We start from the raw sequence: 12,679 nt of genomic DNA, 5'->3' as shown, positions 1-12,679 counted from the left end.
GTTTCGCACGCTTTCGCGCACTCAACTTGGTCTAAAGACATAATAAAAGTAACTTTAATAAAAAAGGTCACTTTATTTTTCAAAAGAACTCTTATTTGGAAACTTAGATTGTAGTAGTGTATCAAGTTGTCTTTTTGTATCCTCAAGATCAACGTTCTTTAACTTAACATCATTAATGCATAAAACTTTAGTCTTACTTTCGAGACACTTTTTTATTTTACTAAGTTCACTAACAGTGGTGTACGTACCAAATTTAGTACTTAAAGGAATTGTGTTACCATCTTCAATTTGTCAATATCTGAATAGCCATTGACTTACATCAGTCATCTTTCTAAATCTATTTTGACAAACTGTATCTAAGTATTATTCCTCCAAAGACCACACATTTCTAAAAGTTTCTTTTTTTAAAGCTGATGTAATATGTTGATTATAGTATCCAACAATATCCTTCCAAAGAAAACTAAAAATTGTTCTAAATTGTTTCAGACCATATTTGAATGAAAAAAAGTTACGCCAGTTTTCTTTAAAATCATTTTTTTCGAAAAATATTTATTAATGATCCTTACGTCATTATATACAATCATAGAAAACTCATCATGAGGTGGTATAGGAGAATAAATGCTAACATCTTTTGCCTTATCACTTTCGAAAAAATCAATACTCTTTACAGGCGCATTAAAAAACAGATCATCATTAAAAAGTACAAAGCTTTCCGACAAATCTTTTATTCTATGTAGGTTCAATTCAATAACATTAGAATTAAAGGTAGGTAGATACTTTTCAGGTATATAATCTTGATGCCTAACATGAACTAATCTTTCATTATTTAAATTTATCCAATCTGGCAAATGACCTTCTGTTACTAAATAGATTTTACCTACCCACGGTGCATATTTTTCAACCGATCTGAACCAATATCTAAAAATACCAAAATCTCGAAAACGATCACTGTCATTGAGCTTTGTATCCGCTGAAGAATATTTATTTTTTTGCTTAACCATTTCGGATCGCTTTCGTCTACCCACGTGACAACAAAATCCATTTAATTCCACCTCGCTTAACCATACTAATAATTCTACTTTAGTGCTTCCCTTATAGCATTAGTTGTAAAAAATCCAGTTTTTAATTTCTCACTCAACTTAATTGCATTATTTTTTAAAATAGAATATTCACTTTCGGTCATATTATCAATAAGACTTTGTGCTTCTGTTAATGAACCCACAGTAATTCCAACCTTATTTTCATTAACAAATTCAGCAGTTGCTGATTCTTTCCACACGACTACTGGAATCCCAGTACTTAAGTAGAGCGACAGCTTATGCGAATTATTATATCGCAAATATTCACCATATACTCCATTACAAGTTGTGACTGAATCTCCGTCCCATACGAGTCCAAAAGAAAAGTCTTTCATATGGCTTGGTAAGTCATTAGGTGTATACTCTCCAATGTAACTTATAGAACTAGAATAATCATGCAACCTAGGATTGGGGCCAATCACACTTAAACTCATTTCATTATCAACTTTAGACAACAAAGATGATTTTTCTAGATTACCCGCAAAAACAATTTTTTTATTGAAATTTGAAACCGCCAGTGTATTATTTTCAAGATAATCAAACACATCTAAAACCACTAGTTTCTTAACTACACCATGTTCCAATAACCATTGTTTCATTGCAAAATTGTGAACAATAACGGAGTCAAATTGATTTAATAGCTCAATCTCAATACGAGTAGAATTACTATCGTTTTTTAAATATCGCAGGGATTCTAAATCATGAATTATAACTACCTTTTTAAGGCTCTTTTTTGCGAACACACTTATTAAAGACTTAAAAAAAGGTTACTATACATTGGATACTGGACAACAATACATCCCTTATTTATATTTTTTAATTTAATTCGCCAGAAAAAAGGGATCATCAAAACCTTAATAATTTTATTTGATGGCACCTTAAAATCAATACTTTCAAAATTTTCTTTTTTTAGAATGTTCGTAATATCTATTTTTGCTTTTGAACCGGCTGTATTGATTTGTCCGCTCGTAATATTAAAGACATAATTATCAGTTTTAGAATTCATATACATTAACTGTACTCTCCTTGACTAATTCAGTTAAATAACACTATTTACGGTACATAAAGTAGAAAATTTCATAACTATACTACTCAAAGATATCTTATTGCTACATCTTATCATGTTTTACATCTTTTTTGGCAAAGTTAATATGTTTTTTACTATGTGAAAAGATCAAACTTTTCCATTTTGCATTCATTATATCTAAAATGAAGAACATATCTAAATTAGAACTACAACTTTATGAAAGATAATAATAAAAAATCCACCTAATAATTTATGAAGTCTTACATAATAATTATTAGATGAATTCCTTAATCTTATTTCTTTTTAACGTCTTCAAGTTTAGTACCAGTAACAATTTCCATACCTTCTTTAGTAACAATTAACTGCTTACCAAACTTACGAATTGTTCCTTCTGGAAATCGCTTTGGATATTTATTATAAATTGTGCGCACATAATCCTTCTGCTTGCCCCACATTAGACTAGCTTCACGACTACCAATTAACTCATCAGTATTCAAATCAATTCTCAATTTCTTTGCCATGACCTGGTAATCCTCTTCTCCCATAATATTAAAACTGGTTCGTTTTGAAATAGTGTACCGGATAAACCAGTACGCTGTTTATAATACCAAATTTTAATAAGGATGTCTTGTGAATTAAGTTTTTGTATTGAAGCTTTAATAAAAAATTCAAAATCCAGACTTATTCAGCCTAAATTTTGAATTTTTGTTTTATATCTATTTATATCTATTTTGCTACATATGCTTCTTTAAAGTTGTATGGAATACCAGCGGTATTATAAACCAGTCCTTTAATATTCTTATTCATTAATTGCGGTACCGTTCCATCATAAAGTGGTGCAACGGCTTGATCCTTCATTGATATTTTTTGAGCTTCAGCCATATCATTCCAACGATTTTCCAAGCTATTAGCATCAGCATTGTTTGCCTTATCAATCAACTTGTCATATTCCTTATTTGACCAATGACCATTATTGAATGAATTACCAGAAGTTAATAATCCAACATCACTAATTGGGTCTGAAAAGTCAGCACCCCAAAGCGTTACAACTAAATCAAATTGTCCCTTAACTGATCGAGCTAAACGTGTCTTATATGGAACTGTTTCGATGTTAATCTTAAGACCGGGTAATTTCTCTAAAGCTCCTTGTAAAAATTCAGAAGTTCGCTTGTTATTATCAGCATCATCAACTAGTAAGTTAAGTTCAATATTCTTTTTACCAGTTTCCTTTAAGCCTTCTTTCCATAATTCTTTAGCCTTATCTAAGTCGTAAGAGACTCCTTCTTTTGTGTATGAATCCTGTGCAAAATCAACACCCGTCTTAGGATTCTTGGCTAATCCAGCCGTAACAAATCCTCTTGGTTCACTAGATCCATCAGCTAAAACATTCTTAGTTAGCTGTTTACGATTGATTGCATATGAAATTGCCTGACGAATTTTAAGATTTTTAAGTTCCTTAACTTTCTTTTGATTATATTCAAGATAAGCATTTCGTGCTTGCTTTCTTAATACAAAACTCTTATTTGTCTTAAGATTTTTAACCTGATTTCCAACTAAAAGTGTTTCATCCAGTTGTTTGCTTTGGAACTGATTTAATCCTGTTTGCGGATCCTTTACAACTTGATCGTTAATTTTATCAAGCTTAACAGCTTTTTTATCCCAATAGTTTTTGTTCTTTTCAAGAGACCACTTAAGATTAGTTCCAGTCCATCCCTTTAATTCAAACGGACCATTGTACACTTGGTATTTAGCAGCCGTACCATATTTTGAACCAAACTTATCAACCACTTTTTTATCTTGTGGGAAGAATGATGGGAATCCAAGTAACAACTTGAAGTATGGAATTGGCTTTTCTAATTGAACCGTTAACTTATATTTACCATCAGCTTTGATTCCTAGCGATGAAACTGGTGCCTTCTTAGCTTGGATTTTATCCGCATTCTTTACGCCACTGAATAAGTATGAATATTGAGCACCTGTCTTAGGATCATTAGTTCTTTGCCATGAATAAACAAAATCTTGAGCCGTTACATCATCACCGTTACTCCACTTTGCGTCTTTCCGTAGTTGGAAAGTATAGGTTTTACCGTCTTTGGATACTTCGGTCTTCTTAGCAACCCCTGGCTCAACTTTATTATCTTTTCCTAAGCGAACCAAACCTTCATTAGTATTATTCAACGTGGTAAAACTAATTTCATCAGTTCCCAATGACAGATCCATCGTTGGTAGTTCTGCCTTCTCTGACCAATTTATTTCTTGCTTATCAGCTAAATTTTTTGCTGACTTGTTACCACAGGCAGCTAATAATAAAACTGAACTTGCAATTGCTGCACCCGCTACTAAACTTTTAAGTTTCATTAGCACTCCTCCTCGTAAAATTAAATATAAATTAATAATTGCTAATTAAAATTTAATAATAATATACCTGTATTTTAATCTAAAGTCAACAAAAAATCGACTAAACGTAATTGTTTAATCGATTTAAAATAATCTACTTTTTTAATTTCTCCGCTTCATCCATTCGAACAATCACACGACCATGGAGATCATGTAATTCTTCTGAACGCGAATCTGCTACACTGTCAGCGTCGATTTCAATAAGAACTGAGTTTTCGTAAACTTTCCCAACCGTTCCCTCAAATCCACTTGGGAGAAGAGCGGTTTCTTTAACAACCGCACGATCACCAATATCAAATTTTTTCTTAACTGGTTCTTCTTCTGTTTTATTATTATTATTCATATTCGAACCCCTTTCATGCCGCTTAAATATTATATGCTGTTTAGGTGGGTACGTAAAGCACTTAGTTTCCAGCGTTTACATTAGCATTTTCCACCGCATTATTAGATGTATTTGCAGCACTATCACCAATTGCAGCCGTTCCTGTTTCCGAATGGTCTAAGTCCAAACCACTTCTAATAAAATCTGTTACACGTTGTAACTCAGCCTTAGGCATAATTTCCATAGATTGACCATTAACCGTTTGACCATGCCCTTGTAGATGTGTTTCAGAAACATTCTTTGTAGCTCCACGATAATCTTTGGCTAAATCAACAAGATTACCAAAAGATAAATCAGTCTGTGTTTCATTTGAAATTGATTGGATAAAATCTTTATTTAACAAAGCTGAAACCGAACCACTCTTATGAAGAATAGACATTAATACTTCCCGCTGTCTGGTTTGGCGACCATAATCATTTTGAGGATCATCATAACGCATTCTAGAGTACTCCAAAGCCTTTCTACCGTTCATATGGGTTTTCTGCCCTTTGGTGTAAGTATATCCTTCAAAGTGAAAACTTAAGGTTGGTGTTAAATCAATACCACCTATTTCATTTACAACTTTCTCCATACCGCCCATGTTGACCATAGCATAGAAATCTATTGGTATATTTAACAATCCTTGAACCGTTTTCATACTAGTTCCTGCTTTTCCAAATGCATACGCCGCATTTATTTTGGAAGGAGATTGCTTTTCATACCCCGGAATAGTAACTCCTGTATCACGTGGGATACTAGTTATTGTTGTTTTTGACTTATTAGGGTTAATAGTAACTACCATCATACTGTCAGTTCGACCTTTGTAGTCTCTACCCATGGCTCCTGTATCAGTTCCCATTAAAAGAATCGAAATCGGTTGCTTCTTCGACATTTGATTGTTAACATCCCGATCTTTCTTGATCCCGGCACTCTGATATGCATCGCCAACTGCGTTCTTTAATGCCAAGTACTTACGTGCGCCATAAACTACTCCACTGATAATCAAAACACCTAGTACAACTAAAATCGTATTCCGAATTAGATGGTGCTTCTTAACTACATCTTCACGTCTCATGCTATTTCCCCCTAGTTTTCATTATTCATTTTACACTTAAAGATTACTAAATCGAGTATTTTTTTAAGTGATAAAAAAATCTTAAACATATTAATTACGACTTTTTCTGTCTCATACCTTTACGTTTAGAATGCTTTTTAGAGTGTTTTTTCTTCTTCAGGGGCGTTTCTCTTATATCACTATCTTTTTGTACATTCGTTTTTTTTATCTTAGCACGAGCCTTTGGTCTAGTAGATTGGCGGTCATTATCATTTTTAACTGCAGTTTTTTTAATTGGCTGAACATCTTTAGCCTCTTCGCTGGTCATAACTTCATCATTCATAATCACCAAACTGTTCATTTCAAGATTTAATGATCGTCCGATTTTTTTGACATCGCGAATATCATGATCATTACCAAAGTTAATCACAAATCCACTTTCACCCATCCGGCCGGTTCTACCCACCCGGTGAGTGTAGTTAATAGCCTTTTCTGGAACATCATAATTAATAACCGCTGGCAATTTTTGAATATCCAGTCCTCTAGCAGCAACTTCAGTTACCAACAATAAATCCAACTTACCTTTTCTGAAATCACGTAGTGCTGTCGCCCGGTCTGTCTGAACTTGGTGTCCAGCAATCTTACCAGCGTGAACTCCTTCATGTTTTAAAGTAGCCGCAACCTTTTCAAGCGTTGATACATGATTAAAAAATACCAAAGCTTGAAAATGTTTAAGGTGGCTTAACTTACGTAAGAGTTTTAGTTTGCTAGCATCAGAAGTTACCATCCAACCGTGTTTTACCATACCTTGAGTATGATCGTCTGCTCTAACATCGACAGTGACTGGATCAATCCCAAACCAGTTTGAAATTTGAAACAACGAGTCTGCACTGGTTGCAGAAAAGAAGCCATACTGCAAGGAACCAGGAAGCTGATCTTCAATTTGTCTGATATCACCCAGTGTTTCGCCAACGAGTAGTTCATCCGCCTCATCAACTACTAAAGTATTTATTTCCGAGGTTTTAAGCCGACCTTCATTGACAAGCGTTAACACCCGCCCAGGAGTTCCAACAATAATCTCCGGTTTCTTTTTTAATCGTTCAATTTGACGCTGTAAATTAGCTCCACCAGTAACCGAACTAACTTTCAACTTTAGCAAAGAAGCCCACTCACGAAATACATCCGTAGTTTGTACCGCTAACTCTTGCGAAGGAGAAAGTACCAATAACTGAATACCATCCCCGGGAATAATTTTTTCTAATAATGGTAAAGCAAATGCCAATGTCTTCCCAGATCCCGTTGGCGATAGTCCTATCACCGATTGCCCATCAAGTAACAAGTCGAAGGTTTGTTTTTGGATTAAAGTTCGCGCTTTAAATCCCTTTTCATTAAAGTGTTGTTCAAAAATTTCATTCATTAATTAATCCTCATTTTTCATCAGTAAAGTATATTTTACCATTTTGACGAAGGTTAAAAAGTAATTTGTTAACATTCTGACTGACTTCCAACCACTTTTGATAGTCTTTATTATTCTCATGATCTTCAGGGCTGTTGATAATCCGAGCAAAATCTTTAGCTTCTGATAACATCGGATTAGCATCTGGCTTCCCGCCTAAGCTATGATTATTACCATCTGCATCAATGTAATCAACTTTGCCAAATTCAGCCGCATTATCCATTAAAATAGTATCTTTAAGGCCATAGACTTCTGAAGGCAAATACGAGTTTTTATTCTTACCAATATTTAACGTCACATCAAATTCAGGATAACGCAAAATAGCAAGCCCACTACCATCAACGCCTGTTCTAATTTTGCTTGGGAAGTAAGCAACTTCTTCAGGCATTCCGAACCAGCTAACTGCATCGTATGCAACATAGACTCCTAAGTCTTGTAATGCTCCACCCGCAAAATTAAGTGAAAAGATATTTGGCTCTTGTCCATCTAAAACAGCATCATAGCGACTAGAATATTTCATGTAAGTTAGCGTCGCTCCTTGAATAAGTTTCATTTCAGAGATCTTTTGTTGCACAGCGTTGAAATTAGCCTCATGTAAGTGACGAGCAGCCTCAAATAATTTGGCCTTGGGATGCTTTTTTAAAAGCTCTAATAATTGTTCAAATTGCTCTGGATTTTCTACAATTGATTTCTCTACTACTGCAGCTTTATCACTCTCAATAGCCATTTTTGCTTGTTCAAAGTGTAAACTATTAGGTGATGCAATATAAACGGCCGAGAAATCACCTTTGGAGAAGAAATCACTTAAATCTTCAAAATATTCACTAGCTTGATTTTTTTCGCCAAATGATTGAGCTTTTTCAAGTGAACGTGAATAAACCGAATTGAGTTTCCATTCGCCACTCTCATGAGCCGCACTAACAAATTGTTGCGTAATCCAATTAGTTCCAATAATACCGAATTTAATCATTATTAATCCCTCCAACTAATTTTTATATCCATCTTCTATTTTAACAGTCTTACCGTTGTTACGGGAATATTTCACATTATTGAAATTAATTAACATATCTATAAACAACAAGTAAATCACTAACATGTGCACACTTTTTAATGCTATATTTAAAGCAACAAAGTTATTTAGGAAGGGAGAATTCTCTAGTGAAATGGCAACGTTCAACATTGAGTGAATTATTTTCCTTTACTCGCTCATCGCATAACAAAAAACAGCAAGAGGATGACAACAAAGTTAGCCCATTCTTTTTTGCCGGAACTTGGCATTATTATGATAAGTCAACAGATCGGACCCATGAGCTAGAAGTTCAACCTAATTTCAACGTAATTCTTGATGGAAAACTTCTGAAAACTCAGGTAGAGAAAGTCAATCACTTCCAATTATCTTTTGTAGACACCTATGGTTACAGACTTGTTATTAATACCAATGAGTTTCGTCCAGTTAGCATTTTTGATGAAGCAAATAATGAAACTTATCCTTTAACAAATTAAAAAGAAATTTGAGTACTTGTTCAAGCACACTCAAATTTCTTTTTAATTGTGATTTAAATTTTTATTCCATGACTGCCAATTCCCATTATAGAAAGATTCATCTAATTGAATCTCAGAACCATCGATTTTAAAAGATCTATTATCATCAAAATCAATAAAGTCGATGTTCTTTTGCTTAGCCTTACCAATCTTGTCTGTAATCCAAAAGTGGCTTTCTGTTATATAATGGACATCTAGAATCCGGTATATTTTAAAGCTAGTTCTCACAATGACCGGACTAGCATAATAATTGGCAAATAAACTCATTAGTTTTTTTATGTTAGCGCCTTGTTTATTCCAATGAACATTGTTAGATTTGTATTTACCATAATAATTAACATCAATACATATTGGCAAGTTACCGTTATTAGAGCCTACTTTCTTCTGAAAGAACTCAAACTGACGACGGGCCGAACTGGAAAAACTAAAAGTATGAATTGCACCCATGGCTAGGTTGCTTCCCTGAGCACGATTAAAATTACCATTAAAACTATCGTCAAAGTACGTTGCACCAGAAGTAGCATTTAAATACACGTATGATATCTTTTGATTCTGTAACTGTTGGAAGTCAATAGTTTCATTATCCTGATTAATAGTTACTCCATGAATCGGATAGTCACTAAGCATCAGATCCTGTTGTTTTTGATTTTGTTGATAACCCCAATAACTTGCGTAACCAATTAAACCAAGGGTCAATACCAAGACGAAAACAATCAATCGTTTTCGTCTGATAATTTTTAAATTAAAACGCGGTCTTTTGCCCGCCCGTTGATTATGATTACTATCCATAGTCAGCCTCCATGGTGTTATTGTACGCTATTTGGTAAAATTATCGAATTATAATTTAAGAAATGAGAATATTTTTATGAAAAACGAACCTAAATTAGAAAAGAATATTGGCACCTTTGCGGCGTTTTCGACTATAATGGGCACTGTTATTGGTGCTGGAGTATTCTTCAAAGTTTCTACAGTCACTGCAAGTACACGCTCTGCTAGTTTAACACTTTGGGCATGGTTAATTGGTGGATTACTGACTATTTGTGGCGGATTAACAGTTGCTGAACTGGCGGCTGCAATTCCTGAAACAGGTGGAGCAGTTAAGTACTTAGAGAAGATATACGGTAAAAAGGCGGGTTTTCTTTTAGGCTGGGCTCAAACCCTTATATACTTTCCAGCTAATATTGCTGCACTATCAATGATTTTTAGTACTCAAGTTCTTAATCTTTTTAAATTTAACAACTCTTGGTTAATTCCTACTGCTATATTAACGGGTAGTTCGATCACTGTAATGAATATAATTGGTAATCGATTTAGTAGCACCTTACAGTCCATTACTTTAATTGTAAAGCTAATTCCGATTGCATTAATTATCATATTTGGATTTTCAACAACAGGTACAATAGACATTAATATCACTCCAAATCATTTTCTTAGTAGTACCCAACTAACCGGCTTTGGTGGTGGCCTTCTTGCAACTCTTTTTGCTTTCGATGGTTGGCTTGGTATTGGAAACATCGCAGGTGAACTAAAAAATCCTAAAAGAGATTTGCCAAAAGTGATTGGATTTGGACTAATAGCAATAACAATTGTTTATTTGTTAATTAACTTTGTTATTTTAAAAACCTTACCAATAAACGAAATTGCCAAAAATCCGAATGCTGCATCCCTTGCTGCAGCACATATTTTTGGAAAATTTGGTGGAAAATTAATAACATTAGGAATTCTTATTTCTGTTTATGGTGCTATTAATGGTTATACACTAACCGGAATCCGAGTACCTTACGCTCTCGCAAAAGAGAATCTTTTGCCTTTCAGTCACTATCTTAAGAAAATCTCTCTAAAAACATCAGTGCCTTATTACTCTGGTATTTTGCAATTATTCATTGCTATAGTTATGATGTTACTAGGTAGTTTCGATACACTAACTGATATGCTAGTTTTTGTTATGTGGATTTTCAGTACCTTGTTATTTATTGGTGTTATAAAACTAAGACGAAATAATCCGAGTTTGCCTAGACCTTATAAAGTTCCGTTATATCCGGTATTACCAATAATCGCCACTATCGGTGGTTGCTTTATCCTAGCAACTACAGTAATTGCACAACCACTATTAGTACTGATTGGTATAGTAATAACTTGTCTCGGACTGCCTGTTTATACTCTAACTAAACGGTTAATAAATAGAGGAACTTAATTATTATGAACAGATATATTCCATTTGTTATATTCTTTTTTTCAACTTTATTGATATTTATAATTATCTTAGGATTAAAAAAAACGAAGCACAATATATTTTTATATTGTGCTTCGTTCATTTATCTTAACTGTGTGTGGTGGTTAATTCTCCATCCGAATTCTTCTTTTGGTGTCGATTATTATTATATGCCTCACTTTTTCTTTAAAAATGCAAAAATTGTTTACAAAGTTTGTGGATTGACTGATCCAAGTACATTTTTAAACATCACCATGACCATTCCCGCCGGAATTATGATTCACCTGTATCTTAAAAACTGGTTAAATGTTATTACAGTTATACTGTGTGCAATAATGATTGGATTCTTCAACGAAGGAACACAGTTTTTATTTGATATTTTATTTAATCTTAATAGAACAGTAGATATAACAGATGTATGTACAAATTCACTTGGTGTTCTTATTGGTTATATTATGACAAAATATGGTGTTAATAGTCCAACAAGCTAGAACTACTTTATATAAAAAAATTATTACAAAAAATACCTATCTTTCAAAAATATACAAATTATATCTAACGTAATTCAGTTTATAAAAAAAAGACGCACAGTAGAAATTACATTACATCTACTGTTACAGTCTTCATTAAGTTGAACTGATATATACCATATAAATCGAATACCTGTACAACACACTTTTGAATTTCTATTATATGCATAATTAATTTAATATTGCGCTTGCTAGTAAGCACCATTCGGTTTAATAAAAACGATAAATGTATGCATTATTATCCATAAATCATATTTAATGCTGCTTTTTTTTATATATTTTAAGTCTAGTGTTACCATTTCATCAAAATTCAGGTCACTTCTCCCACTGATTTGCCACAGCCCAGTACAACCAGGTTGAACGAGTAATCTCTGTTTATCAAAATCTGAGTACTTTACGACCTCTCTAGCAAGAGGGGGTCTTGGCCCAACAAGCGACATGTCACCAATTAATACATTGTAAAGCTGAGGTAATTCATCTAAGCTATGCTTCCTAATAAACTTTCCAAATTTAGTTATTCTAGGATCATCCTTAATTTTAAACATCGCACCTTCGACTTCATTGCTCTTAATCAGAATATCCTTCTTCTGATCCGCATCTTTAAACATGGATCTGAACTTAATCATTTTGAACTTGTGGCCATTTCTTCCCACTCTCTCTTGCGAGTAAAAAATAGGACCACTAAAATCATCAATTTTTATCCCTAATGCTACTATCAAAAAAATGGGCGATAATATTATTAGTCCCATTAGTGACGCAATAAAATCAAAAATTCTCTTGATAATTCTATATACGTGTCTTTTTGATAGTTTTTCAACATCAATCATATTTATACCTTTCAGTAACCTGTTATTTGCAACAAAGTCGCTCGAAAGTTATCTATTGAGTCATAAGATTCAGATAAGCCATCCCCATAAGTTGGTTTCGAGCAAAGTTAACAAAAGCACACTTTTTTATCGAAAAAAGTATAAAAAAATAACTTTATTGTTCTAATTAAATTAATGTATTATTTATCGTCTGC

The 12,679-nt window shown here is 33.5% G+C and carries 15 protein-coding genes; 3 read left to right on the top strand and 12 right to left on the bottom strand.

What is annotated here, in order from left to right:
• Positions 1 to 72 precede the first annotated feature (72 nt).
• The 10 genes from IV88_RS09475 to IV88_RS07995 all read right to left on the bottom strand — a co-directional run bounded on the left by IV88_RS09475 (position 73) and on the right by IV88_RS07995 (position 8,344).
• Complete coding sequence (locus tag IV88_RS09475) at positions 73 to 177, bottom strand: hypothetical protein (RefSeq protein WP_236698617.1); 105 nt, start codon at positions 175 to 177, stop codon at positions 73 to 75.
• 305 nt (positions 178 to 482) lie between these two features.
• On the bottom strand, positions 483 to 1,001 hold the full coding sequence (locus IV88_RS08035) for a hypothetical protein (protein WP_083486872.1): 519 nt from the start codon (positions 999 to 1,001) through the stop codon (positions 483 to 485).
• A 74-nt stretch (positions 1,002 to 1,075) separates the two neighbouring features.
• On the bottom strand, positions 1,076 to 1,822 hold the full coding sequence (locus IV88_RS08030; protein WP_057800388.1) for a glycosyltransferase: 747 nt from the start codon (positions 1,820 to 1,822) through the stop codon (positions 1,076 to 1,078).
• 5 nt (positions 1,823 to 1,827) lie between these two features.
• Positions 1,828 to 2,091, bottom strand: coding sequence for a glycosyltransferase (locus tag IV88_RS08025; protein ID WP_057800387.1), 264 nt, complete (start codon positions 2,089 to 2,091; stop codon positions 1,828 to 1,830).
• A gap of 308 nt (positions 2,092 to 2,399) precedes the next feature.
• On the bottom strand, positions 2,400 to 2,627 hold the full coding sequence (locus IV88_RS08020) for a helix-turn-helix domain-containing protein (protein WP_057800386.1): 228 nt from the start codon (positions 2,625 to 2,627) through the stop codon (positions 2,400 to 2,402).
• A gap of 205 nt (positions 2,628 to 2,832) precedes the next feature.
• Entirely contained in the window at positions 2,833 to 4,464 is a 1,632-nt protein-coding gene (locus tag IV88_RS08015) for a peptide ABC transporter substrate-binding protein (protein ID WP_057800385.1), read from the bottom strand.
• 133 nt (positions 4,465 to 4,597) lie between these two features.
• Positions 4,598 to 4,846 (bottom strand): hypothetical protein, encoded by a 249-nt coding sequence (locus IV88_RS08010; protein ID WP_057800384.1) that lies wholly within the window; start codon positions 4,844 to 4,846, stop codon positions 4,598 to 4,600.
• 61 nt (positions 4,847 to 4,907) lie between these two features.
• Positions 4,908 to 5,939, bottom strand: a complete 1,032-nt coding sequence (locus tag IV88_RS08005; protein WP_057800383.1) for an LCP family glycopolymer transferase — start codon at positions 5,937 to 5,939, stop codon at positions 4,908 to 4,910.
• Between the two features lie 94 nt (positions 5,940 to 6,033).
• Positions 6,034 to 7,335, bottom strand: coding sequence for a DEAD/DEAH box helicase (locus IV88_RS08000; RefSeq protein WP_057800382.1), 1,302 nt, complete (start codon positions 7,333 to 7,335; stop codon positions 6,034 to 6,036).
• Between the two features lie 10 nt (positions 7,336 to 7,345).
• On the bottom strand, positions 7,346 to 8,344 hold the full coding sequence (locus IV88_RS07995; RefSeq protein ID WP_057800381.1) for a Gfo/Idh/MocA family protein: 999 nt from the start codon (positions 8,342 to 8,344) through the stop codon (positions 7,346 to 7,348).
• Positions 8,345 to 8,532: 188 nt separating this feature from the next.
• Here IV88_RS07995 and IV88_RS07990 point away from each other — a divergent pair, with 188 nt between their 5' ends.
• Positions 8,533 to 8,877: a DUF4828 domain-containing protein gene (locus IV88_RS07990; RefSeq protein WP_057800380.1), complete on the top strand. Its 345-nt coding sequence runs from the start codon at positions 8,533 to 8,535 to the stop codon at positions 8,875 to 8,877.
• 42 nt (positions 8,878 to 8,919) lie between these two features.
• On the opposite strand, the gene IV88_RS07985 is transcribed toward IV88_RS07990, so the two are convergent.
• Positions 8,920 to 9,705, bottom strand: coding sequence for a GH25 family lysozyme (locus tag IV88_RS07985; protein ID WP_057800379.1), 786 nt, complete (start codon positions 9,703 to 9,705; stop codon positions 8,920 to 8,922).
• Between the two features lie 76 nt (positions 9,706 to 9,781).
• On the opposite strand from IV88_RS07985, the gene IV88_RS07980 reads away from it, so the two are divergent.
• Both IV88_RS07980 and IV88_RS07975 read left to right on the top strand, forming a co-directional pair.
• On the top strand, positions 9,782 to 11,110 hold the full coding sequence (locus IV88_RS07980) for an APC family permease (RefSeq protein WP_057800378.1): 1,329 nt from the start codon (positions 9,782 to 9,784) through the stop codon (positions 11,108 to 11,110).
• Positions 11,111 to 11,115: 5 nt separating this feature from the next.
• Positions 11,116 to 11,619, top strand: a complete 504-nt coding sequence (locus tag IV88_RS07975; protein WP_057800377.1) for a VanZ family protein — start codon at positions 11,116 to 11,118, stop codon at positions 11,617 to 11,619.
• Positions 11,620 to 11,849: 230 nt separating this feature from the next.
• Here IV88_RS07975 and IV88_RS07970 read toward each other — a convergent pair whose 3' ends face one another.
• On the bottom strand, positions 11,850 to 12,485 hold the full coding sequence (locus IV88_RS07970; protein WP_057800376.1) for a sugar transferase: 636 nt from the start codon (positions 12,483 to 12,485) through the stop codon (positions 11,850 to 11,852).
• Positions 12,486 to 12,679: the final 194 nt, after the last annotated feature.

This window comes from Pediococcus argentinicus (assembly GCF_001437605.1).
Lineage (GTDB): Bacteria > Bacillota > Bacilli > Lactobacillales > Lactobacillaceae > Pediococcus > Pediococcus argentinicus.
This window is presented reverse-complemented; position numbering and strand designations above follow the sequence as displayed.